21 protein-coding genes are annotated in these 25,323 nt (G+C 34.1%); 5 read left to right on the top strand and 16 right to left on the bottom strand.

The annotated features are described in order from the left end of the window. Positions 1–26: 26 nt before the first annotated feature. The 3 genes from ACNRYB_RS13700 to ACNRYB_RS13690 all read right to left on the bottom strand — a co-directional run bounded on the left by ACNRYB_RS13700 (position 27) and on the right by ACNRYB_RS13690 (position 4,938). Positions 27–674, bottom strand: a complete 648-nt coding sequence (locus ACNRYB_RS13700) for a DUF1349 domain-containing protein (RefSeq protein ID WP_129746883.1) — start codon at positions 672–674, stop codon at positions 27–29. A gap of 195 nt (positions 675–869) precedes the next feature. Next, entirely contained in the window at positions 870–3,086 is a 2,217-nt protein-coding gene (locus ACNRYB_RS13695) for a glycoside hydrolase family 3 C-terminal domain-containing protein (protein WP_129746884.1), read from the bottom strand. Positions 3,087–3,291: 205 nt separating this feature from the next. Continuing rightward, complete coding sequence (locus ACNRYB_RS13690) at positions 3,292–4,938, bottom strand: DUF6377 domain-containing protein (protein ID WP_473727573.1); 1,647 nt, start codon at positions 4,936–4,938, stop codon at positions 3,292–3,294. Between the two features lie 115 nt (positions 4,939–5,053). On the opposite strand from ACNRYB_RS13690, the gene ACNRYB_RS13685 reads away from it, so the two are divergent. After that, the gene (locus ACNRYB_RS13685; protein WP_473727572.1) at positions 5,054–5,398 is read left to right on the top strand and encodes a 5-carboxymethyl-2-hydroxymuconate Delta-isomerase; all 345 of its coding nucleotides are present in this window, start codon (positions 5,054–5,056) and stop codon (positions 5,396–5,398) included. A gap of 120 nt (positions 5,399–5,518) precedes the next feature. Here ACNRYB_RS13685 and ACNRYB_RS13680 read toward each other — a convergent pair whose 3' ends face one another. Both ACNRYB_RS13680 and ACNRYB_RS13675 read right to left on the bottom strand, forming a co-directional pair. After that, entirely contained in the window at positions 5,519–7,777 is a 2,259-nt protein-coding gene (locus ACNRYB_RS13680) for an acyl-CoA dehydrogenase family protein (RefSeq protein WP_473727571.1), read from the bottom strand. A 330-nt stretch (positions 7,778–8,107) separates the two neighbouring features. Beyond that, complete coding sequence (locus ACNRYB_RS13675; RefSeq protein WP_473727570.1) at positions 8,108–9,022, bottom strand: EamA family transporter; 915 nt, start codon at positions 9,020–9,022, stop codon at positions 8,108–8,110. A gap of 109 nt (positions 9,023–9,131) precedes the next feature. On the opposite strand from ACNRYB_RS13675, the gene ACNRYB_RS13670 reads away from it, so the two are divergent. After that, positions 9,132–10,553, top strand: coding sequence for an aminotransferase-like domain-containing protein (locus ACNRYB_RS13670; protein WP_473727569.1), 1,422 nt, complete (start codon positions 9,132–9,134; stop codon positions 10,551–10,553). A gap of 188 nt (positions 10,554–10,741) precedes the next feature. Here the strand turns inward: ACNRYB_RS13670 and ACNRYB_RS13665 are convergent, their stop codons facing one another. From ACNRYB_RS13665 to aspA, 6 genes are all read right to left on the bottom strand, one after another. Then, on the bottom strand, positions 10,742–11,689 hold the full coding sequence (locus ACNRYB_RS13665) for a bestrophin family protein (protein ID WP_129746890.1): 948 nt from the start codon (positions 11,687–11,689) through the stop codon (positions 10,742–10,744). Positions 11,690–11,802: 113 nt separating this feature from the next. Then, positions 11,803–12,525, bottom strand: a complete 723-nt coding sequence (locus ACNRYB_RS13660; protein ID WP_129746891.1) for a hypothetical protein — start codon at positions 12,523–12,525, stop codon at positions 11,803–11,805. 83 nt (positions 12,526–12,608) lie between these two features. Then, positions 12,609–13,991: a HAMP domain-containing sensor histidine kinase gene (locus ACNRYB_RS13655; RefSeq protein ID WP_129746892.1), complete on the bottom strand. Its 1,383-nt coding sequence runs from the start codon at positions 13,989–13,991 to the stop codon at positions 12,609–12,611. Position 13,992: 1 nt separating this feature from the next. After that, on the bottom strand, positions 13,993–14,667 hold the full coding sequence (locus tag ACNRYB_RS13650; RefSeq protein WP_129746893.1) for a response regulator transcription factor: 675 nt from the start codon (positions 14,665–14,667) through the stop codon (positions 13,993–13,995). 165 nt (positions 14,668–14,832) lie between these two features. Further along, the gene (locus ACNRYB_RS13645) at positions 14,833–16,119 is read right to left on the bottom strand and encodes a BamA/TamA family outer membrane protein (protein ID WP_473727568.1); all 1,287 of its coding nucleotides are present in this window, start codon (positions 16,117–16,119) and stop codon (positions 14,833–14,835) included. Between the two features lie 156 nt (positions 16,120–16,275). After that, entirely contained in the window at positions 16,276–17,685 is a 1,410-nt protein-coding gene (aspA, locus tag ACNRYB_RS13640) for an aspartate ammonia-lyase (protein ID WP_473727567.1), read from the bottom strand. Positions 17,686–17,842: 157 nt separating this feature from the next. On the opposite strand from aspA, the gene ACNRYB_RS13635 reads away from it, so the two are divergent. Both ACNRYB_RS13635 and ACNRYB_RS13630 read left to right on the top strand, forming a co-directional pair. Further along, a complete protein-coding gene (locus ACNRYB_RS13635) occupies positions 17,843–18,421 on the top strand; it encodes a pentapeptide repeat-containing protein (protein ID WP_473727566.1) in 579 nt (192 codons plus the stop codon). Between the two features lie 26 nt (positions 18,422–18,447). Continuing rightward, positions 18,448–18,825 carry a hypothetical protein gene (locus ACNRYB_RS13630; RefSeq protein ID WP_473727565.1) on the top strand — a complete coding sequence of 126 codons (378 nt, stop codon included), beginning with the start codon at positions 18,448–18,450 and terminating at the stop codon, positions 18,823–18,825. Position 18,826: 1 nt separating this feature from the next. Here the strand turns inward: ACNRYB_RS13630 and ACNRYB_RS13625 are convergent, their stop codons facing one another. From ACNRYB_RS13625 to glyA, 4 genes are all read right to left on the bottom strand, one after another. Then, complete coding sequence (locus ACNRYB_RS13625; RefSeq protein WP_473727564.1) at positions 18,827–19,324, bottom strand: GNAT family N-acetyltransferase; 498 nt, start codon at positions 19,322–19,324, stop codon at positions 18,827–18,829. A 21-nt stretch (positions 19,325–19,345) separates the two neighbouring features. Then, positions 19,346–20,386, bottom strand: coding sequence for a GMP reductase (locus ACNRYB_RS13620; RefSeq protein WP_473727563.1), 1,041 nt, complete (start codon positions 20,384–20,386; stop codon positions 19,346–19,348). Positions 20,387–20,606: 220 nt separating this feature from the next. Further along, the gene (locus ACNRYB_RS13615; RefSeq protein WP_473727562.1) at positions 20,607–21,200 is read right to left on the bottom strand and encodes a MiaE family protein; all 594 of its coding nucleotides are present in this window, start codon (positions 21,198–21,200) and stop codon (positions 20,607–20,609) included. A gap of 95 nt (positions 21,201–21,295) precedes the next feature. After that, positions 21,296–22,570 (bottom strand): serine hydroxymethyltransferase, encoded by a 1,275-nt coding sequence (gene glyA, locus ACNRYB_RS13610; RefSeq protein WP_129746900.1) that lies wholly within the window; start codon positions 22,568–22,570, stop codon positions 21,296–21,298. Between the two features lie 109 nt (positions 22,571–22,679). On the opposite strand from glyA, the gene fahA reads away from it, so the two are divergent. Beyond that, complete coding sequence (gene fahA / locus ACNRYB_RS13605; protein ID WP_473727561.1) at positions 22,680–23,963, top strand: fumarylacetoacetase; 1,284 nt, start codon at positions 22,680–22,682, stop codon at positions 23,961–23,963. Positions 23,964–24,068: 105 nt separating this feature from the next. Here fahA and ACNRYB_RS13600 read toward each other — a convergent pair whose 3' ends face one another. Further along, positions 24,069–25,253 carry an endonuclease/exonuclease/phosphatase family protein gene (locus ACNRYB_RS13600; protein ID WP_473727560.1) on the bottom strand — a complete coding sequence of 395 codons (1,185 nt, stop codon included), beginning with the start codon at positions 25,251–25,253 and terminating at the stop codon, positions 24,069–24,071. Positions 25,254–25,323 lie beyond the last annotated feature (70 nt).

Raw genomic sequence — 25,323 nt, 5'->3', positions numbered from 1 at the left:
TTGGAATTTTTAAATTGGAATTTAATCTATTGGTGATTTTTAAGCCATTCTAATCTTCTTTGGTCTGGTAAATGTTTTACAGAGAAGTTTTCGAATTTTGCTTCAAAGCCTTTTCCATCTGGAGAAGCGGCCATTAAACCAACCATAACTGGAGTGTTGTCTTGCAAAGGCGCATTTCTGGTTAGGATATAGTTTTTATCGTCAAAAGAATAAAATATTTCAACGGCATCTAATCTTCTTACCGCTTTAATCCAAATAAAAGGAGGCACTTTGTCTAAAGTCGTCACACTCCAATCACTTTTATCGTGTGTTACAACTGTGCTGACATTAAATTTTCCGTCAACGAACTCTACTCCTGTTTTGATATAATTCTTTTCGTCAATACGAATCATTAATCCCATCTGATCAAAACGAGCAATATAATTTCCCGTCAATTTTACTTTCGCTTCAAACTCGCCTCCATAAGTTGCGTAATAAAAAGGCGCATCATCTACCGTAAAACCATAATGCGAAATTCTCCAATAATCGCTGTTTGCAGTAACATTCATAATTAAAGCATTGTTTTTAATTTCCCATTTTTCAGGTTCATTAAACCATTGCATTTTATTCAGTGTCTGTGCTGAAATATTTTTCGCAAAAAATAAAGTCAATATTGCAATCGTAATTTTTTTCATGTTGTTTCTTTTTTTTACTATTAAGAAAATTGAGTCTGACTTAATGATTTTAATCTTAATGCTTAAATATTAACAAAATAAAGCTTCTCTTTATGTTTCTTAATGTCTTAATAATGAATTTTTAACCAAAAGCAAAGCTGCAAATTTTTACACTTGCAGCTTTACAAACCAACCAATTTTTAGAAATAAAAAAACTTATTTAAGTGAAAAATTCACTTTAGATTTAATATCTGTCGAAGAAGCTCCAACAATCGCTTCAAAATCACCAGGTTCAGCAACCCAGTCATGTTTTTTATCATCAAAGAAACTTAGAGCCGATTTATCAACTGTAAACGTAACTGTTTTTTCTTCACCTGCTTTAAGAGCTACTTTTTCGAACCCTTTTAATTCTTTTACCGGACGAGGCAATGAAGATTTTAAATCAGAAATATATAATTGTACTACTTCAGAACCTTCTCTGCTTCCTGTATTCTTTACGTTTACTGAGAATGTGATTTTATCTCCAGCATTTATTTGTTTTTTGTCTGCTGTAACTTTTCCATAAGCAAAAGTTGTATAGCTTAAACCGTGTCCAAAAGGAAATAAAGGTTTGATCTTGTTTTTGTCTGTCCAACGGTATCCAACATAAATGCCTTCGTTGTATTTTACGTCATCACCACCTGGAAATTGTCCTAAAGCATGAGCTCCGTTATCAGATAATTTTACTGGAAAAGTGAAAGATAATTTTCCTGACGGATTCACATCTCCAACCAAAACATTCGCCAAAGCATTTCCTGCCTCTGTTCCTAAAAACCATCCTTGAACAACTCCTGGAACTTCTTTAATCCAAGGCATTGCCACTGCATTTCCAGAAATATTTACAAAAACAATGTTTTTATTTACTTTCGCTAATTCGCTTATTAATTTATCCTGACCATAAGATAAATTCAATTCTTTACGGTCGTGTCCTTCATCATCCTGATTTGGGCTTTTGTTCAATCCGCCAATAAAAAGAACAATATCGGCATCTTTAGCTACTTTTAAAGCTTCTGCAGTCAATTCAGCTTGAGGACGTTTCTCTTCTAAACTTACTTTAGCTACAACGCCGTTGTAATTGCTTGTAGGGTCTCCAACATAACCTCTTGCATAAACGATTTCAGCTTGGTTTCCAATTCTTTTCTTTAAACCTTCAAGCGGAGTGATTTCGTATCTTGCTTTAAGTGAAGAACTTCCTCCTCCAACTGTCATCATTTTAATAGCATTTTCTCCAATTACAGCTATCTTTTTAGTTTTAGAAAGGTTGATTGGCAAAATATTGTTGTTGTTTTGCAATAAAACGATTCCTTCTTCAGCAATTTTGCGTCCTGCCAAAGCATGTTCTTCAGTTCCAAAAGATCCGAAAGGACGGTTTCTGTCCATTGTTGTCAAGAAAGATAAACGTAGAATGCGACGTACTTTTTCGTCTAATTCTTTAGTTCCCACCTCGCCTTTTTTAATCATTTCTGCGTATGGTTTTGCTAAATAATAATTGTCATAAGCATTGCTTGTTCCCCAAGAAAGACCGTTTGTCCATGAACCAAATTCCATATCCAAACCATTGTGGATTGCCTGTTTAGTATCGTTAACTCCTCCCCAATCTGAAACTACAACTCCTTTAAAGCCCCATTCTCCGCGAAGAATATCATTTAATAAATATTCGTTGTGGCAGCATTGCTGGCCTTTGTATTTGTTGTAAGATCCCATAATTGACCAAACATCACCTTCTTGAACGGCTGCTTTAAAAGCTGGAAGATAAATTTCATATAATGCACGATCGTCAACAATTACGTTTACAGAGTTACGGTTTGTTTCCTGATTGTTTAAAGCAAAGTGTTTTACGCAAGCAGCAACACCGTTTGACTGAACTCCTTTAATGTAAGGAACAACCATTTTTGCAGCTAAAAACGGATCTTCTCCCATATATTCGAAGTTACGTCCATTTAATGGGCTTCTATAAATGTTTACACCAGGTCCTAATAATACGTTTTTGTTACGGTAACGTGCTTCCTCTCCGATAGATTTACCATATAAAGAAGCCAATTCTTTGTTCCAAGTTGACGAAAGTGCTGTAAGCGCAGGGAAAGCAATACAAGAATCGTTTGTCCATCCTGCCTGATCCCATTCATCCCATTTTACCTCTGTACGAATTCCGTGTGGTCCATCGGTCATCCAGTTTTCTGGAATTCCAAGACGTTTTACACCTGGAGAACTAAATTTAGACTGCGCATGAATCATAGCGATTTTCTCTTCGGTCGTCATTCGTTTAAGCGCGTCTTCTACACGCTCTTCAATCGGTTTTTTATCGTCTAGATAAACTGGAACTTTGTTCTGGGCATTCGCTCCCAAGGAACTTAGTAAAAGTAAAACAACAATTGTTTTAACGTTTTTTAACATAACAGTAATTATTAAAGCATTAGTTTATTAAGTGGGAAAAGTCTTCTTGAGAAAAAACTTTTATCATATTGTAAAACTAAAACGTTATCGTACAAGTTACATTTTTAGACAGAAAAAAGTAGTGAATTAAAAAATCAAAATACTGAATAACAAGTATTTAAATTTTAAAAAGAACAAAAAAAAGTAGTAGATTTAAAATATTTTTTTATGCTTTCAAAGCCATTGAGCCTATTTTCATGACCATTTCTTCGAAATCATTTCGCGAAACTGCAGCCTTATTTCGAGCTCTTGTACGATAGTTGTAAATTGTGCTTAAAGAATAACGTAAAAATGCTGCTATTTTAACACTGTCCGTAATTCCAAGTCTGATTAAAGCAAAAATTCGAAGTTCTGTATTTAGCAATTCATTTTGTTTGAGGACAATCTGTTCTTCTGGAATCAATAGAGCATTAAAATCTTTGACAAATGTTGGATATAAGTTTAAAAAGATAATATCGAAGTTTTTGTACAATTCTTCCAGCTCATTATCAACCAAAGTAGTTGATTTTAAAATTTTATAGATTTCATCAAACTGTTTTGCAGTTGCTTTCTTGTTTAGAATAATGCGGTAATTTTCTAGCTTATTGATGTAAGTTGAGCAAAGATTGAAGAAATGTGCAATATATTCTTCTTTAACCAAATTAGATTCAGACAATTGCAAGTTACTTTCCTGCAGCTGGCTGTTGGTTTCGGTAATATCTTTATTCAATTCCGCTAGTTTCTGACTGGTTTCGTAGAGTTCTGTTTTAATTCTCGAAACCTTTTTCATCTGTATATACACATAAATAACCGCAACGATCAAAAACAAAGAAAGCAGACTAATGCAAAGCAGATAAATCTGTAATTCGCTTTTTCGCTGTGCTTCACGCTCTAAATATACTGTGTTGATAATCGAATATACTTCTGACATCAGCAAAGTTCTAAACTGAACATTGCAATATAGAGCATCTTCAATAGCCGATTGGGTGAGTTTATATGCCATATCAACATCGCCGATTTCGTAAAAAACCAAAGCGAGTTCCTGCAATGAAGCATTGTCTTTATTGGCATTTTTAATATCCGAAGTCGCAGAAAGCGCGTAGTATCTTTTTCTGGCTTCTAAATCATGTGTAGCTTCTCCTATTTTTCCTAGCAGATAGGTAATCATAGCATATTGCGGATTTTCCTCTTTCGTTTTATTCAATAAAACCAATAACTGCTTTTTGGGATCATTGTATTTTTTATGAATAAAAATATCTTGCTGAATTCTATTTATCTGATATTCTAAGGTATTCGGGTTGAGAACACTTAATAATGAATCTCGATATTTGCCAATCTGTTTTCTATATTCGGGGCTATAACTATTAGCCGCATAATGCTCAAAAAATTCGCGATATGAAATGTAATAATTAGGAAGTAGCAAAAGTGCTAAATTCTTTTTGTTGATACTTTTCAGAATGGCTTCAGATTCACGGTATTTTCCAGAAGAAGAATAAAGCGTTACCAATTGTAGCTGAGCTAAATCGTAGAGCTCTTTATCCTGAAGTTCTTCTGCGATTTTGAGATTCTTTTTTACGTACTGAATAGCCGAATCAGAATTTAGTTTCTGGTATTCTAGATACAGTGTTTTATTATAATTGTATTCCTGCTCTTTAGTAAGATTATCTGATTTAATTTTCTTGAAATTCAGAATTCGTTCTTCTTTAATCTTTACGTAATGCTGTTTATTTTTGATTGCTTCGTTTAATTCTTTTAAAATAGCATCTGTGCTCTCTGATGCAAAAAGAGGAAAGCTGATAAGAACTATAAAAAGGGACAGAAATAGATTTTTCAAACTAACAAAAAAATTAATAAGATGTACAAATATAATAAAGTGCAAATTCAATAATATTACAAGTATCCTTTTTTATAATTTTGTTACAGCAAACCTTATCTAAAACTTAAAAATTATGCCACACTTTATAATTGACTGCTCAGAAAATGTATTACGCAGAAGACCTGCAGATGAGATAATGCAAGAGGTTTTTGATGCTGCTTTATCGACGAATCTCTTTATCTCTTCTGAAATCAAAGTACGCATTAATCCCTTTACTTATTATAACAACGGAAATACCTTAGAAGATTTTATTCATGTTTTCAGTTACATCATGGAAGGAAGAAATGACGAACAAAAAGCTAATTTATCAAAAGTTATTGTTTCAAAATTGAATACGCTGCTTCCTGAAGTTCCTGTAATCTCGATTAATGTAATGGAATTTGAAAAGTCCAATTATTTCAATAAAACAATGATATAAATATGTTTAAGATATAAATATACTTATACCATTAAAACAACTCCATAAAAAAACTTTGTCAAAGTTTGAAACTTTGACAAAGTTGCTTTCAATTCTTATATCATTTATATAGCAAAAAAATTAAACCGCAATTGGCGCCGCTAAACAGCTTTCAGGAATATTAAAAGCATTTACTAAAGCCACAGCATCTGGGCGAATATCCCAGCAAAGCTGATTGACCATTTTACGGACTGCTTTAGTCTTAACCGCTTCCATATAACCGTCTTCCAAATACCAAGCTTTATTTTTTTCGATTGTTGAAAGTGCGTACAACTGATTCAGTTTAGTTAAAATTGCTTTTGATGATTCATCTTCGACCGCTTTTATTGCAATCTGAAATTGTTCTAAAACTATTCTCTCTAAATACGCCTGCGCTACATCAATCATTTGATGCTGAACGACATTAAATGCATCGTAAGGTTCTAATCCTCCATCAATTAATTTCTTGATGCGTCGCGCTGCCGAAGCCAAAATTGTTTTTTCTCTGTGAACAAATGCCTGAAGATGAAATTCTCCATCTAATAAATGCTCATCGTCTGTTCTACGAGTTGCGATTGGATTTTTCTCTGCTATAGCCGTTTTTGCATTTTCGTACACATAATTAATGATTCCAAGCGAACCCATTTCTCCAAACGACTTTCTAAATTCTGCCAAACGATTTTTAGCTACTAACTGCATTAAAACCGTATTATCGCCTTCAAAAGTGGTGTAGATTTCCGTATCGTTTTTAAGTACATCGATTCTGTTTTCAGACAAATAGCCTTTTCCACCGCAGGCTTCTCTGCATTCCTGCAAAATATCTCTGGTGCTCCAAGTAGAATATGATTTCATTCCAGCCGCCAAAGCTTCGATTTCCTGCATTTCGGCTTCGGTTCTATTTAAAAATCTGTTGGTTAAATACTGGAGCGCAAAATGAACCGCATAAGTTTTCGCTAAATGTGGTAATAATCTGCGCTGATGCATTCTATAATTCAAAATAGGCACTTCAGAACCGCCTTCTGGTCCAAATTGTCTTCTTTGATCGCTGTAGCGAATGGCAATTGTTAGTCCAGATTTTGCTGCCGCTAAAGCAGAACGCGGAATCCCGATTCTTCCTCCAACCAAAGTTCCCAACATGGTAAAAAATCTTCTATTATCGCTAGGAATCGGACTTTCAAATTCTCCTTTATCATTTACAGAAGCAAAACGATCCAACATATTGTCTTTTGGAATTATAACATTATCGAAACTAATCGTTCCGTTGTCAACGCCATTCAAACCCATTTTATGGCCGCAATCGCCGATTGTTACACCGTTTAAAACATTTCCATTTGAATCGCGTAACGGAACCACAAAGGCATTTACGCCATAATCGTGATTGTCAATAATTAATTTAGCAAAGACAGTCGCCATTTGTCCATGAACAGCAGCATTTCCAATATATTCTTTTTGCGCGTTTTTGTTTGGTGTATGAATGGTAAATGTCTGATCATTATGATTGTAAGTTGCTGTGGTTTCCAGACCTTTTACGTTCGATCCGTGATGTGTTTCGGTCATAGCAAAACAGCCAGGAAGTTTCAGCGAACCAATGTCTTTTAAATATTTAGCATAATGTTTTTCGGTTCCTAGGGATTGAACGCTCATTCCCCAAAGCCCAAACTGAACTCCAAATTTAATTACCAGACTTAAATCGTGATAGCTCAAAGTTTCCATAATGGCAAAATAATCTTCGATATTTCCTCCTCCACCGTATTCTTTGGGATAAGCCATGCTTCCTAAATTTTCATCGGCTAGAATTTTGCACCATTTGTAAACGGTTTGTCTAAAAACATTAATATCGGTAGAAGTTTCATAAGCAAATTCGGGTCTCGAAATAACCGATTTTACTCTTTCGATTATTACTGCTTCTTTTCCATCCAAAATTTGAGTGATTTCCTGAATGTCAAAACTCGCATTGGTTTGAGAATTGGCTGTAAAAGAACCTGCTTTAGTTTTAAAGTTTTGCAGTGCTTCTTCACCTAAAATTCCAAGATCATTTTCCAATTTTACAAAATCTGATTCTATGGGAGTTAAATCTAAATCTTGTGCAGAAAGTGCTTTAGCAATATCAAAAATCGACTTGATTGAAGAGGTATCCTGAATACTTTTTTCGATATCCAATTTCCATTGTGTGAGTTCATTTCGCGAAGGCGGATTTGAAATATCGGCTTTAGAAAGCAAATATTCTTTTTCTTCTTGAGATAATACATTAAGGGAATTTATAAATTCTTTTAAAGTTGTAAATTCTTTTTGTGTCAGTAAATCATCTGACCACACTAAATAAAATAATGGAGTAAAGGCTTGAAGTTTGGCAGCTTTCATAATATTAAGATTCGGTTTGTAATAGTTTTTTTTTTCCACAGATTACACAGATTAGAAAGGATTTTTTGTTTGCCACGAATTACACGAATTTGCACAAATTTTATTCTCAATTCTATAACAAATTAATTCGTGGTAATTCTTGTAATTCGTGGCAAAAATTTTTAGTCCAAAGATTATAATCTTTTTAATCCTTTAAATCAGTGGCTAAATAATTTTTCTGTTTAGAATATAAAAAAACAGGAATGAAATATACTCATTCCTGTTTAAACATCCTGTTAAGATTCTGACAATTTTCGATTTTAAACCAATAAAAAATATGAAAACTAAGAATTAAGAACCCTTGGATATTGAGGTCATTTTTTGCTTTATGGCAAAAATATGATGCGAATTAAAAACTAACACTGCGGTAAAAATGATACCGTATGCTGTAATCTGCAAAGGCGTAATATTTTCTTTGAAGAAAAAGGCCGCCAAACCAAATGCAATCATCGGATTAATGTTTAATAACATTCCAACTGTCGAAGAGTTGATTCCTGAGAGTGCATATAAATTAAGGAATAACGGAATTATAGTAAATACAATTGCAATGGTTTCAATGCAGAGATAAAACTTAAATTCCGTTGGAACCGGTCCCCCAAAAACCGGATAAAACGGTAATAATACTAATGCTGCCAAAGTAATGTGGAAAGTCAGTACAATAAATTTGTCAAAACCTTTATTGGCGCGCTGACTTACTAAATAAGAGGCATACGTTAGTCCTATAATGATACTAAAAACCATATCCATAATAGCGGCATATGACAATAGAACACAGCCTGAAATGCTTAATCCTACAGAAATCCACTGTGTTTTAGAAAGTTTTTCTTGTAATATAAAATAAGCTAGTATGGTTGTCAGAATAGGACAAACTAAATATGCCAGAGAAGTTGCTTTTACGCTGACATGATTCATTACATAAATATACGTAAACCAATTTCCCATCAAAAATGCGCTTCCGCCAATATTAAGCAGAATCGATTTTCTTTTTTCTGATTTTGGTAAAGCTTTAAAGATCTCGATGGTTTCTTTTATTTGTTTTCTTTTGAATAAAAGAGCAATCAAAAGCATCAAAATACTACAGCTGAAAACGCGATAAAATAAAATATCTAATGATGGATATTCATGAATTGGCCTTAAAACCAAACTGAAAAGTCCCCATGTTGTAAAGGCAGAAATAGCTGCGATATAATATTTTGTTGTTTTCACTAAAGCTGTTTTTGAAATGTTTCTTTTTGATGAAGCAAATTTCTAAAAAATATAACAGCAATACAGATACAGTTTTTGTAAATTGCAGCATAACAGTTTTTATTTTCTCATGAAAAATTCGAATTACTTATACCTTCAATTTGCTGACAGAATTGAAAAACAGATTAAATCTGGTGTTCTAAATGTAGGCGATAAACTTCCCTCCATACGTGAAGTATGTGCAGAAACGGGCTATAGCATGAGTACTGTAAGCAAAGCTTATTATGAAGTCGAAAGCCGTTCTTTGATTGAATCAAGACCGCAATCTGGTTATTATGTAAGTAATATTTCGGCAAGAACAATTCCTGAACCATCGGCAAGCACCCCACTTTTAACTCTTGAAAACATTGAACGAGAGGATTTAGTGGATTTGGTTTATGGTGATATGCGTAAAAAAGATATTACGATGCTTTCGCTTGGTTTTCCGTCTAATGAATTGCTTCCAATTGCAAAACTAAATAAAGGAATGGTTCAAGCGATGCGCCAATTGCCCAACAGCGGAACAAGTTATGAGGAAATTGAAGGAAACAGTAATTTAAGAAAAGAAATTGCACGATGGTCTTTTACTTGGGGCGGCTCTTTGACCGAAGAAGATATCATAACCACTCCAGGCTGCATTTCGGCAATTTCAAATTGTTTGCTGGCACTGACTAAACCTGGAGATACTATTATTACTGAAAGTCCGGTTTATTTTGGTATTCTTCAGCTTGCGCGATCTTTAGGTTTATATGTAATGGAGCTTCCTACCAATATGACAACGGGAATTGAGCTTGAAGCGGTTAAAAAGACTCTTGCTTCTAATAAAGTAAAAGCTTGTGTTTTAATGACTAATTTCAGCAATCCGTCGGGAAGTATGCTTCCAAACGAACATAAAAAGGAAATCGTCCGTTTAATGGAATTTTATAATGTTCCTCTAATTGAAGACGATATTCATGGTGATTTATATTTCGGTTCAAGCCGTCCTACGAATTGCAAAACTTATGATGAAAGCGGGATTGTTTTGTGCTGCAGTTCTGTTTCGAAAAGTCTGGCACCAGGCTATCGTGTGGGCTGGGTTTCTCCGGGGAAGTTTAAAAAAGAAGTTCTGAGAACCAAATTGTACCATACGATCTCCAATTCAACAATTACACACGAAGTGGTTGGCGATTTTCTAAAAAATGGCCGCTACGAAAATCATCTTAGAAAAATTCGTCAGATTCTGAATCGAAACTGCACTAACTACATTAATACTGTTTTAGAGTCTTTTCCTGCAGGAACCAAAGTAAGTCAACCACAAGGCGGATTCTTCTTATGGCTCGAATTGGATAAAAAAATCGACACAGCCGCTTTTTATCATTTAGCGCTGAAACATAATATTAGCATTGCTCCAGGAAGGATCTTTTCATTTCAAGATCAGTTTTCAAATTGCATGCGATTGAGTTTTGGATTGCCTTGGTCTAATGAAGTGAGAACTGCTATTCAGACGTTGGGAAGATTAGCGAAACAGCTTTAGACTCCAAAAACAAACACAATATTGTCATTTCGACGAAGGAGAAATCTCCGTGAGAAGCTCGGCAAAGATTGAAAAATTGTAACGGAGTTACTTGTGGAGATTCTTCGTTCCTCGCAAAGACAAAAAAACCGGACAGCGCAACTACACACTGTCCAGCCAACAATTAAAAGAAGACCAAAATTAAATAGTTATAAGACAAAATAAGCGTCTTTTTCGACTTTCTTAGGTTCGTCATTTAAATCAAATTCTTTCAGGATATCAAATTCGCTTTGATATTCGTTTAGCATTTGTTTGATATTTTTTTCAATTGTATTTGCAATTGCAGTAACTGGCGTATCTGTTGGTCTGTTTTCGAACGGATCTTGCAAATGAATCGCCATTCTTTCGATCAAAAAGAAAGCGGCACCGATTGCAGTAATCAGCGGAATGGCAAACCAGCTTAATACGCTTGTTAATCCGAAAGGCAATACAAAAATGAATAAACATAAAGTCAATCTAATGTACATACTGTATGTTGTTGGAAAAATGGTATTTTTAATTCGTTCACATTTTCCCATTTCATCACATAATCTCGACAAAGTATTATCGATTTCAACCTGCTGATACATGTTGATTCTCTTTTCATTTTTCGCATTTCTCAAATCTCTCGCGTGCAACATTAAAATCGCATTCGGAACGTTTTGATGATTCTTAATATATTTAATTTCTTCTTCGCTAATTAAACCTTCAAGCGGTTTTATGGCATCTCTTTTTCTAAGTGATTCCCCTAAACTGTAACACCACGCAATTTGTCTTTTAGCAAAATTTTCTTTGAATTCACTAGCTTCAACAGAAAAATCAGGATCCTCGTAAAACGTCAATACCTGACGAATTAAGGTTCTGGAATCGTTAACTACGGCTCCCCAAACAATTCTCGCTTCCCACCATCTATCATAAGCCTGATTTGATTTAAAGGCCAATAATAGAGAAATAATCGTTCCGATCATGGTCGGAATGGCAATCGGGATATCTACAGGAAGATTGATAAAATAGTGATGGAAAATTTCAAACAGTATCGTATAAGCCAATACTAGTGCAATTTCTACTTTAATTTTCCCGAGAACGTACTTCATTGGTATTCTTTTCTTTAATAACATATTTTCGGATTTAAATTAATTTTTTTTAAGAGGCTAAGATGCTAAGGTCCTGAGATGCTAAGAATTAAAAAGCTTAGAGACTTAGTGTCTTAGAAACTTAGAATCTCAAACTCTTAAACCATCTCTTCGTACAATGAAAGAACTGGAAGTCCTAGTTTTTCATTGACATTTTCTTTTTTAGCTTTTTTAAACTTGATTTTTTCGCCTTTTCGGGTTTCTACTAGCATATCGATGTTGTGCTTTGAAATGGCTTCTGATAAAAACGGCGCAACATTTTCGTAGTTATCTTCAAAACTAGCTGTCTGACTTACAATTTCGAAAGAGAAATTAGCGCTCAAAAATTCCTGCACATCTTTTACATGGATATTTTTGCTAGAATTTTCTACGTATAATGCTTTATGGAAAACCTCTTTATTAATTTCTGTGCTTAAATGTAGAATTGGACATTTTTGATTTCCTGCCAATTGCACTAAATATTGATGAATTCTTTTGGTTTCTTGTTTATAAGAATGTGTGAGAATGACCAATTTTACCGAAAAAACGTCTATTAATCTCTTAAAAATCGGTGCAGAAAGTCCGTATTGATTATGAACTTTTAATTTGACATTTGCAGTATGATCAATAATATACCTGCAAGTTTCCAGAACTTCTTCTTGGCTCCTAGTAAGTCCGGATTTCATTTCTCTTAAAAAGCCCGATGACGAAAATGTATCAGGAGCTTCTGAAACTAAAACTAAAATAATTTCCGAATCAGTGTTCTTAGACTGATTTACCGCAGATTTAACAGCCGAAATGGTGTCATCTTTTAAAGTTGTAGGTATAAGAAAATTTTTCATAAGTATATTCTTTTAGTTTATACTTACAAAATAACTCTCAGTAAATTAGACTGTTATTAATCTAAAATTAGAATTTTCTAAAATTAAACATTAGATTTTTTAATGTTGGATTTTTTGAACATAATCGTAACAATTGTTCCTTTGTTTTGTTCAGATTGCACTTGAAGTTCTCCATCGTGCATTCTAATAATCTTAGACGCTAACGGAAGACCTAAACCATAGCCAATATATTTCGCAGCGATTTTACCTCTAAAGAAAGGTTCGTACAAATGCGGAATATCTTCTGGAGGAATTCCTATTCCGATATCATTGATCGTGATTTTGATCATTTCTTTATTTGCCGTAAGATTCACAAACACTTCATTATTATCAGAATACTTTACGCCATTGGTAATAATATTGTTGATTGCCAATTCTAAAAGCGGTTTATTGCACGGCAAAAGCAGTAAATTAGAATCTTCTGGAGCAAAATTAAGTTTAATGCTTACACGGTTGTCAGGATAAATCTTATCGAGATCAGATTTTACATCCAATAATAGTTCGTCCATGCGAGCAATATCCGATACTTGTTTTTGTCCGTCATATCCTGTTTGCGTAAGCTTAAGAAGACTTTCTGTTAGATTTCCTAATCTTGAGGCTTGACTATAAATATTTTGCAAAGATTCTACATATTCATGTTTTTCTCTTTCTTTTAGCAGCATAATTTCAGCTTCAGCAATAATGGTTGTTATTGGCGTTTTTAATTCGTGAGAAGCATTATTAATAAAATTAGCCTGAATTTCGAAAGATGTCTCCAATCGATCCAGCATATTATTAAAAGTATTTGTCAAGTCTGATATTTCATCAGAGTTCTTAACTTCGGGAAGACGATTATGAAGATTAGAAGCGCTAATTCTTTTTACTTCTTTTGTAATTCTGGCTACAGGATTAATGACGCGTTTTGCTAAAAATCGACCTAAAAGAAAGGCAAGAATCACGAATCCAATTCCGCCAAAAAGCATGATTTTGACAATATAAACCGTTGTATCTTTTCCTTTGCGATCTCTCGCTCCAACAATCACAATATATTTTTGATCGCTCTCTTGAAAAATCTGTCCTAAATAATATTTGTTATCCCTTTCATAAGAATCTTTTCCTGTTCTTAGAATATTGGTATAAAAAGAGTTTGGAAGATTTAGATTGGTATTATAATCAAAACTATTATGGCTATTGATTTTTAATACATATTCCTCTTCTTCTATGAGTTCTTCAAGCCCGTTTTTTTTAAGATTTTTGTAATACTTAATTTTTTCAGGATCTTTTTGAAAATGGATAGAAGAAACAATTTTTGCTCTATCGTCTAGACGTTTTAAGAAATGGTAACGGTTGTTTTCTCTAAACAAGAAAAAAACAATGATACACAATAGTGACGTACTAAAGGTAGAAAGGGCAACGTAATTAAAAGTAATTTTTTTTCTTATATCCATATTATGGTTTTATAACATAACCCAAACCTTTCATGGTATGAATAAGTTTGGTCGAAAAAGGCTTATCGATCTTTCTTCTTAAATATGTAATATAAACGTCGACAACATTGGTGTTCATATCAAAATTAATATCCCAAACATTATCCAAAATCTGATCTCTGGAAACAATTCTGCCTGTATTTTTAGCGAGATAATATAAAAGTTTGAATTCTTTAGCAGTCAAAATGATGTTTTCTCCATCTCTTTTAACTGTTTTCGCACGTCCATTTATTTCTAAATCACCAATTGTAATAGTGTCGATTTTTTCTGTTTCCTGTTGCGATCTTCTATACAAAGCATTCACTCTAGCATCCAATTCGCCAAATTTAAAAGGTTTAACCAAATAATCATCTGCACCTGCATTCAGTCCCGTTACAATATTTTCTGAGGTTCCTAAAGCGGTTAAAAGCAAAATTGGCACAAAGTTTTTGGCTGCGCGAAGTCTTCTGCAGATTTCAATTCCGTTAAGATCAGGAAGCATAACGTCTAGAATCACCACATCGAAGATATAATTATGAATCATTTCCATGGCAGTTTTACCATCCATAGCAACGCTTACTTCATTATTATTCTCTGCAAAACCTTTTCGTAATATCGATAATAGATTTGGCTCATCTTCGACTATCAGTAATTTCATATTAAGAAGTTTGTATATACAACAAAAATAAGAATACAATTTAAAATAATTTTAAACAACTTTACAAATTATGATTTAATTATGAAGAATAAAAAAAGCAAGCCATATCGCCTGCTTTTTGATATTATTTCTAAATTAAAGTTTTTGATTCTTAATTTTTTGAAATTAAAAAGTTTCTCCAGCATTCAAATAAAATCCTTTAGAATTGTTGCCCCACGAGTAATCAAAAATAAGATTGGTTTTGGACGCTTTATCAATTAAAAGCCTTAAACCAATACCCGCGGCGGGCTGAATTGATTTGAATAATTTAAGATCGCTATCAGAATTACTGGTCGTTACAAAATTGGTAAAAACAGTGCCACTCAGCAATTGATTGCAGGTAATTGGAAACCTAAATTCTGTCGATAAATACACTAAACCATTTCCTCTAAACAAACCCTGTGTATACCCTTCTCCACTTCTGCTGCGCTGATCCCAACCAATTGCAGGAAGATTTAAGTACGGAACTTTTCCTCGAGTTACAAATTGTCCGTAAGTCCAAATGGCCAAAATATAACGCGGATTTTTATGCGAAACAGGAATAAAATGACGGTATTCTGCAAACAAAACATTACTGTAATCCTGATTATCAAAGATTACTGGATTAAATCTGTAATTGATATTGGCAAACCAGCCTTTTGATGCATTTACTTGATTGTCTCGCGAATCATGAACCAGATTTAAACTTACTCCGTTTAAAAAATACTCTGTATTATCAAAACCATATTTTTGGCTGTAATTATAATGATAGGTATATTTTCCATTTGCAATATCTAATTCTTTGTCATCTATACTCGAATACCAGTCAATATTGATGCCTCCACCTACATAATAATTCTCTTTAACCTCAAAAGAAACCGTCTGATGAAATTTAAAGTAATTGTAATCCATATCCTGAGCTAATGAATCTACACTAAAACCGGGCGGACGGTCTCGTCTTGGCGGAATTATATCGGTTCCTAAACCATAATTGGGTTGAGAAAACAGATACAATCGGTAGTCTCCGCTTAAAAAGATTTTATTATTCTTGAGCAGAATATTGTTTTTTACATTGACCAGCCATTGATCTTTTAAGGTGTAAGTAATTCCGATGTTAGCAATAGAATATTTGTCTTTTTCTTCTTTCCCTTTAAATGTGTACTGAGCGACCGCACCAAAAAAGAAACCCGTTGCGGGTTGCGAACCTATTGCAGGAATTACCAAGAAAAAATTGTTTTTTGTAGGCTTAACGACTAGTGCGTCGTCATCTTTTTTAAAGATATCAAATATCGTTTTAGGTGGACAGATTTTTGGGTTTTCAATTTCAGGGTTTTTAATTTCTTCTTGAGCAAGCAAATTGAAGGAAATAAAAAATAGTAATCCTAGGACTTTATACTTGTACTGAACGGCTTTATTTTCAAAAAAAATCACCATTTGCAAAGTTTTGTTTTAGAAATAAGACTAGAATCTCATTGTAAATATAAGCCTTATTTTCAACATGTTAAACACTAAACCTAAATAAGTTCAAAATATTTTAACAAAAAAAGCCGTCAAAAAATATTTGACGGCTTTAATGTATTACTGCTAATACTATTTGGTGATAAACTTTGGATGAATTAGATTTTCTAATGAATATATTTCATCCCATTTTTCTTGTGTAATCAATTTTCGCTCTAAAACCGCAATTTGATGAACACTTTTACCTGTTTTTAAAGCTTCTCCAGCAATACTTGCACTTTCTTCGTAACCTAAAATTGGATTCAATTGCGTTACAATTCCAATACTGTTCATCACCATATTGTAACAGTGATCAACATTTGCTGTGATTCCGTTAATACATTTATCAATTAAAGTCTGAATCGCATTTGAAAGATAATCCAACGAAGTAAACATCGCAAAAGCAATTACAGGCTCCATTACGTTTAATTGCAATTGTCCTGCTTCTGCCGCCATTGTAACCGTTAAATCTTGGCCAATTACATAAAAACAAGTCTGATTTACCACTTCTGGAATTACAGGATTTACTTTTCCTGGCATAATAGACGAACCTGGCTGACGTGCCGGAAGATTGATTTCGTTAAAACCTGTTCTTGGTCCTGAACTCAATAAACGTAAATCGTTGCAGATTTTAGAAATCTTAACCGCAGAACGCTTTAAAGTTCCCATAATCTGAACGTAAGCTCCTGTATCAACCGTTGCTTCAATTAAATCTGGAGAAAGCGTTAATGGAATTCCAACCTCATCTGCCAAATATTTCACGCAGATTTCAGGATAACCTTCTGGCGCATTTACTTTTGTTCCAATTGCGGTTGCGCCCATATTGATTTCTAAAAGCAATTCTTGAGCATTCTTTAAACGCTGAATATCTTCTCCAATTGTTGTAGCATAAGCTTTAAATTCTTGTCCTAAAGTCATCGGAACAGCATCTTGCAATTGCGTTCTTCCCATTTTCAGGACATCTTTAAACTCCTCGCCTTTTTTAGCGAAAGCAGTTTCTAAACCTGCAAAAGTTTTAATAAAGCTTTCCATTTTCAAATACAAAGCAATTCTAAAAGCCGATGGATATGCATCATTTGTAGATTGAGAACAGTTTACATGATTGTTTGGATGTAGAAAATTGTATTCTCCTTTTGTATGGCCTAAATATTCTAAACCGATATTTGCGATAACCTCGTTAGCATTCATGTTTACAGAAGTTCCTGCTCCACCCTGAATTAAATCGCTCACAAATTCCTGATCAAATTTACCCGCAATTACTTGATCGCTTCCATAACAGATCGAATCAGCGATTTTAGAATCTAATGCGCCACAATCTTTATTAGCCAAAGCTGCAGCCTTTTTTACATATCCTAAAGCTTTGATAAATAACGGTTCTTTTGAAATTGGAATTCCTGTAATATTGAAATTCTCTACCGCTCTAAAAGTCTGGATTCCGTAGTATAAATGATTCGGAATTTCTAATTCTCCCAGAAAATCATGTTCTTTTCTTGTTGGTTCCATATAATAAAATTGATATGTTTTGACTTAAAAAATAAGTGTAAAGCTACAGTATTTTATGTATTAAAAATGTAAATAGAATTAAAATCATTTATGATTTGTTCAGATTATTTTATGTTAAATTACTACCTTTTCACTCTCAAATAATTACCAAAAGGAGTTGAAAAAAGAAAGCGAATATTTTCTTGATAAAGAATACAATACGATTGTTTACGCTAAAGATGATTTGAATTTTAAGGACTTTGAATCTTGCGTTTTTAACAATTGTAATTTCTCTGCCTGCACTTTTCTTGCCGTTACTTTTATCGACTGCGTTTTTAATGATTGTATTTTCAGCGAAGCCAAAATCAATTATGTCGCTTTGAGAACGGTCACTTTTAACAGATGTGAAATTAAAGAAGTGAATTTTGCCATGTGCGACAAACTCATTTTTGAAGTTCGTTTTAATGATTGCATTCTCGATTTTTCTAAGTTTTATACCTTAAAACTAAAAGGAACTCCATTTATCAATTGCAGTTTAATTGCTGTAGATTTTATGGCCGCAGATTTAACCAGCGTAATTTTTGACAACTGCGATTTATATCGTTCAGAATTCAATAAAGCCATCGCCAATAAAGCCGATTTTAAAACGAGTTTTAATTATACTATTGATCCTTCTAAAACTAAATTGAAGAAAGCAGTTTTTTCTTTGAATGAAGTGAAAGGTTTGCTGTTTACTCATGATGTGATTGTGAGTTGAATTAATTTTTAATTTTAATAAAACAAATGAAAAAGCTTTCTATTCTTCTTTTTTTACTCTTTCATCTAATAACATACTCTCAAAAAACAACTTCGCATAAAAACATAGGAGTAATTTTTTCAAAAGATTATGATTCCTATCTTTTTGATAATTCAGAGCGCTTCACCCCTACTTCAAATGAAATCAAAGAATTAGAATTTTTGCTTAATAAAAACATAAAAGCTATCAACACTAATAAATTAACCCCTTTAATACACAAAAACTTAGATAAGTACAATAGACAATATATTGGCTTTTTTAACGAGAAAGGGGAAAGAATTATTTATATAAATTTTCTTTGGAATATAAAATATAATTTAGTCAATAAAACTTTCTTTGATTTTCGAGTAAACACCCTTGGTTAAATTAAATTTCCTTCACCATCACATAATCTTCCATCAAATACCCGTTTCCAATTTCTATATCAACGGTTTCTTTAATTTCAAAACCTATTTTTTTATAGAAATTCAAAGCGGTATTAAAACGATTTACGTTTAATAAAAGTTGATTGGAATTATTTTCTGAAGCCATTTTTGCGATTTCTTCAAATACTATTTTACCAAAACCTTTTCCTTGTGTTTCTGGCAAAAGATAGATTTTATGAATTTTGGTTATAGCTTCATTTTTATAATTGTGTTCAATTCCGATAAAGCCAATTGTAGAGTCAGAATCTAGAATGAGATAAAATAATTGTTCTTTATTCTCAATTTGCTTTGCTAAAGCCTCATCAGAATAAAACAAACCTAACATATAATCTAATTGCTCTTTGGATAATATCTCTCCATAAGTAATAGGCCAAGTGATGTTTGTAATTTTCTGAATTGTAGAGATATCACCTAACCCTGCTTCTGAAATGCTAATCATAATGTATTTTGAAATATATTTTTATTTTGTAAAAACTTGATTTTCTTGTTCGCTTACGCGGATGAAAGTCGTTCGTTTAGTCAATTCTTTTAATCGTGAGGCTCCAACGTAAGTGCAAGTACTTCTTATTCCGCCTAAAATATCTAAAACCGTATAAATTACTTCGCCTTTAAACGGAACTTGAACTGTTTTTCCTTCACTTGCCCTGTATTCTGCAACGCCTCCAGCATGTTTGTCCATTGCGGTTTTCGAACTCATTCCGTAAAACTGTTTGAATTTTTCGCCTTTTACTTCGATCAATTCGCCTCCGCTTTCCGTATGTCCTGCTAACATTCCGCCAAGCATAACAAAATCGGCTCCGGCTCCAAAAGCTTTTGCAACATCACCTGGAGTTGTACAACCGCCATCGCTTATAATGTGTCCGCCTAAACCGTGAGCGGCATCAGCGCATTCGATAATTGCTGAGAGTTGCGGATAACCAACACCCGTTTTGACGCGAGTAGTACAAACAGAACCTGGGCCAATTCCGACTTTTACAATATCAGCGCCGGCTAATAATAGTTCTTCGGTCATTTCTCCTGTAACGACGTTTCCTGCAATAATGATTTTATCAGGATACTGTTTTCTGGTTTTCTTTAAAAATTGAACAAAATGTTCCGAATAACCATTGGCAACATCAATACAGATAAATTTCAGTAAAGGATTTGCAGAGATTATTTTTTCGATTTTCTCAAAATCTTCTTTTCCTGTCCCAGTGCTTACCGCAATATAATCGTAGAAATCTGGAGTTGCATTTTTTAAGAAATTATTCCATTCTTCTAAAGTGTAGTGTTTATGAATGGCCGTAAAAAGTTTTTCTTTTGCTAAAACCTTCGCTATTTCAAAAGTTCCTACCGTATCCATATTGGCCGCCATAATCGGAATTCCTGCCCAACTAGCAGTGCTGTGCAAAAACTTAAAATTTTGTTCTAAGGAAACTTCAGATCTGCTTTTGAGCGTTGATCTTTTAGGTCTAAACATGACGTCTTTAAAGCCAAGCTTCAGGTCCATTTCTATTCTCATAGTTCGAGATTTTGGTTACTCTCAAATGTAAGAATTTCTGATTTTAGATTTCAGATATTAGATTAACAAAAAGTTGAACTTGTGAACAATTGTCCATTAGTTTGCTTTCGCGAAAGCGCTGATTAAAGCTCTTTTAATTTGATGTACTTTGCGCGGGCTTCGACTTCGCTCAGCCTGACAAACTTGAAACTTTAAACCTGAAACAAAACAAACAAAAAACTTATCCGTGAATAGTTTCTCCTTTTCCGTAATTGGTAATGATAGATTCTTCAAAAGCCAACCATTCTCTCCAACGTTTTTCAACATCAATTCCAACTCCGTATTTGCGAGCATAAGTGATGAAAGTGGTGTAATGTCCTGCTTCGCTTTCCATTAATTCTCTATAAAAAATTGCCAATTCTTCGTCTTGAATATTTTCTGAAAGCACTTTAAAACGTTCGCAGCTTCTTGCTTCAATCATAGCAGAAAAAAGAAGTCTTTCTACAAGACCAGAAACACGGCTTCCGTCTCCGCTTCTTTTCATATATTGATATAGTTCGTTTACGTAATCATCTTTACGCTCACGTCCTAATTTCAATCCTCTTTTGATGATGATATTATGAACTTGCTCGAAATGATCTACTTCTTCTTTTACTAAAGCCAATAAATCTTGAACCAAATCCTGATGCTCTGGATTGTTTGTAATAATTGTAATTGCGTTTGTTGCTGCTTTTTGTTCGCACCACGCGTGATCTGTTAAGATTTCTTCGATGTTTTTCTCAACAATATTTACCCATCTTGGGTCGGTTGGCAATTGTAATCTTAATACGCCCATTTCTTAATTATGAGTTATGAGTTATAAATGCAAAAATCGAAAGTCAAAAATAAGGCTTTTGACTTTCGATTTTAAAACTTTAAGACTTATCTTAATTAGTAAGCAAAAATTGGTCTTTCGCTCATCATATCGTTTACTTGTTCAGCAACTTCTTCAATAACTGCTTCATCTGTATGGTTAGACAAAACTTTATCGATAAGCTCAACAATAGTTTCCATATCTTTTTCAACTAAACCACGAGTTGTGATTGCAGCTGTTCCAACACGAATTCCAGAAGTGATAAATGGAGATTTATCGTCAAAAGGAACCATGTTTTTGTTTACTGTAATTTCAGCTTTTACTAATGCATTCTCAGCTTCTTTACCAGAAATATTTTTATTTCTTAAGTCAATAAGCATCATGTGGTTATCAGTTCCGCCAGAGATAATGTTGTAACCTCTTTTTACGAAAGCGTCAGCCATTGCATTTGCATTTTTTTGCAATTGCATTGCGTAAGTAAAGAACTCATCTTTAAGAGCTTCACCAAAAGCAACTGCTTTAGCTGCAATAATGTGCATTAAAGGCCCACCTTGATTTCCTGGGAAAACCGCTAAGTCTAATAATGAAGACATCATTCTGATTTCTCCTTTTGGAGTTGTTAATCCTTGTGGATTTGGGAAATCTTTACCCATTAAAATCAAACCTCCACGTGGTCCTCTTAATGTTTTGTGAGTTGTTGTAGAAACAATATGACAATGTGGAATTGGATCATTTAATAGTCCCTTTGCAATAAGACCAGCCGGGTGAGAAATATCAGCAAATAAGATCGCTCCTACGCTGTCAGCAATTTGTCTGAAACGAGCAAAATCCATATCACGAGAATAAGCAGAAGCTCCAGCGATGATTAATTTTGGCTGTTCTTTAGTTGCAATTTCTTGAATTTTATCATAATCTAAACGACCAGTTTCAGCATCTACACCGTAGAATACTGGACGATATAAACGTCCTGAGAAGTTTACTGGAGAACCGTGAGTTAAGTGACCTCCGTGAGATAAATCGAAACCTAAAATAGTATCACCAGGATTTAAACAAGCGTGGTATACAGCTGTATTTGCTTGAGAACCTGAGTGAGGCTGTACGTTTGCATATTCAGCGCCAAACAATTCTTTAGCTCTGTCAATTGCAATCTGCTCAATAACGTCAACTACTTCGCAACCGCCGTAGTATCTTTTGCCAGGATAACCCTCAGCATATTTATTAGTTAAAACAGACCCTGCTGCTGCCATTACTTCATCACTTACAAAATTCTCAGAAGCGATAAGCTCTAGTCCGTGAATTTGTCTTTCTTTTTCCTCTTGGATAAGATCAAAAATTTGTTCGTCGCGTTGCATTTTTTTGTTTTTCGTTAATTTCACGCAAAAATACAAAAAAACGTTTGTCAAACAGCTAGATTATGATATATTTGACATGTAATTTTTCAACAAACAATTAACATTAAACATGCCAATAACCGCCAACGATACCAGTAGAAAATCATGGTTAGAAGTACCAGAAAATAGCGACTTCCCTATTCAGAATATTCCTTTTGGTGTATTTCTTACCAAAGAAAATGTCGTTACAGTAGGAACGAGAATTGGCGATTATGCCATAGATTTAGGGGCTTTACAGCAATTAAACTATTTTGAAGGAATAGAATTAACCGATGATATGTTTATGCAGGATACGCTGAATGATTTTATTTCTGACGGAAAAAAAACATGGCGTTTGGTTCGAAATCGTATCGCAGATATTTTCGACGAAAACAATCCGCAACTAAGAGATTCAACAAAACATCGAGATATTGTTATATTTAAAATTGAAGATGTAGAGATGCAACTTCCTGTTTTAATTGGTGATTATACTGACTTTTATTCAAGTAGAGAACACGCTACAAACGTAGGTAAAATGTTCCGTGATCCTGAGAATGCGTTATTGCCAAACTGGCTTCATATTCCAGTTGGATATCACGGAAGAAGCTCTACAATTGTGCCTTCTGGAATTCCAGTTCACCGACCAATGGGACAAACTCTGCCTGCTGGTCATGACACTCCTGTTTTTGGTGCTTCACGCTTAGTAGATTTCGAATTGGAAACTGCTTTTATCACTACAGATGTGAATGTAATGGGCGAGAATATTTCAACTTATGAAGCTGAAGACTATATTTTCGGAATGGTTTTACTAAATGACTGGAGTGCTCGCGATATTCAGAAATGGGAATATGTGCCTCTTGGACCATTTTTAGCTAAAAACTTTGCCACATCCATTTCTCCTTGGATTGTAACTATGGATGCTTTGGAGCCTTTCAGAACAAAAGGTCCAAAACAAGATCCTTCGCCGCTTCCTTATTTACAAACAAAAGGCAAAAAAGCTTTTGACATCCATTTGGAAGTTTCTTTACAACCAGAAGATCAAGAAGAAACTGTTATTTCAAGATCGAACTTTAAATATATGTATTGGTCTATGGCTCAGCAATTGACACACCATACCTCAAACGGATGTCGTGTAAATTCTGGCGATATGATGGGTTCTGGGACTATCTCTGGTCCAACTCCTGATAGTTTTGGTTCTATGCTGGAATTAACTTGGGGCGGAAAAAATCCGCTTAAGCTAAACGACGGAAGCGAACGTAAATTTATCGAGGACAATGATACTGTAATTATTCGCGGTTTCTGTGAAAATAACGAAGTAAGAATTGGTTTTGGAGAAGTTTCTAGCCAATTGTTACCTCCATTTACAAGACAATGAAGAGCAGATATAACATCTGAAGATAAATAGGAATAAAAAAAACCTTGGTATTGCCAAGGTTTTTTTATGCTTTTACATTAAACTAAAATTGAAAGGAAAAATTATTTATTCTAAAACCACCTTTACCCAAACCAAACGATGATCTGAGCTGGATTCACGTTTTTCAACTAATTGCAACATTGGCTCCCCTTTTGCAGGCCAGAATACACCGCTATTAACCACCTTAAATCCAAGTTTGGACGGCAATACATAATCAGCTCGCATTCTCCAAAAGGCAGTATGATTAACTCCAAAAGGATTTTTAGGACTAAATTCTGCGCCACCTTTACTTGCAGGCGTAAAGTCGCTATTAATTTTCGGACTTTCTATTAAGGATTTTATGCCTTCTCTAATGGCGTCTCCTTCAACTGGCGAAGCGTTTTGATCCCCCATGATAACAAATCGAGAATTTGGAGACAAACCACCTTTTACTCCTTTATCATCATAAATATACGAAGCCGAGTTGTCTGAAATATAATCTCTCCAGAATCGAATTTCATCATGATTTCTTTTTCCGTTTCGATCTTCAGCACCATCAAAAGTAGGAGGAGTTGGATGACTGACTAAAACATGAACTATTTTATTGCCAATCTGTACAGGAACATCCCAATGCGATTTTGAAGATAACGGAAATTCCTTCCATGCTTTCTTACTGTACCAATCCGATCCATCTGTTTTTTTTGTAATCAATGCTTCTGGCATATCTTTCCATTTAAAATGCTGAAAAGTGCGAACCGCCTTAACATCAATAGGATATTTAGACAAAAGCATCATTCCATATTGCCCGGGATACATACCAAACGCCCATGCATCATTTCCAAAATCATCCAACTTTCCGTCATTGTTCAAATCGTAAGGACTTGGCTGACCCGTATTCACTGTTGAATAATAGTAGTAAGGATAATCGATAGCTCTTGCTTCGCCTTGGCTCACATTCAAATAATTTTTTATAAACGCCTTTACACCAAGTTCAGGATCTTTAATATAATCAAATTCGTTTAACAGAATAACATCTGCCCTAACGGTCTGAATAATCTGGGCAATATTTCTGATTTGAGTATTATTTCCTGAACTAAGCTGCTTAATCAATATCTGCTCAGATTTTCCCATTGCGCCTTTGGGAGAATAATTATCAGATTCCATACTTACATTGTAGGTAGCAAATGTAAGCTCATTTTTTTCCTGCGACTCAGACTGTGAAAATAGAACTCCTGAAGAAAGCACGGAAAGAATAAAAAATATTTTCTTCATATAAAATTAAATCTGCATTTCTGCATTGTTGAACATACGAATATAAGAAGGATCTTGGGACAGGTGGCAA

This window comes from Flavobacterium sp. CR10 (assembly GCF_055814415.1).
Note: the sequence above shows the minus strand (reverse complement) of the source record. Positions and strands in the feature narration are given on the sequence as shown.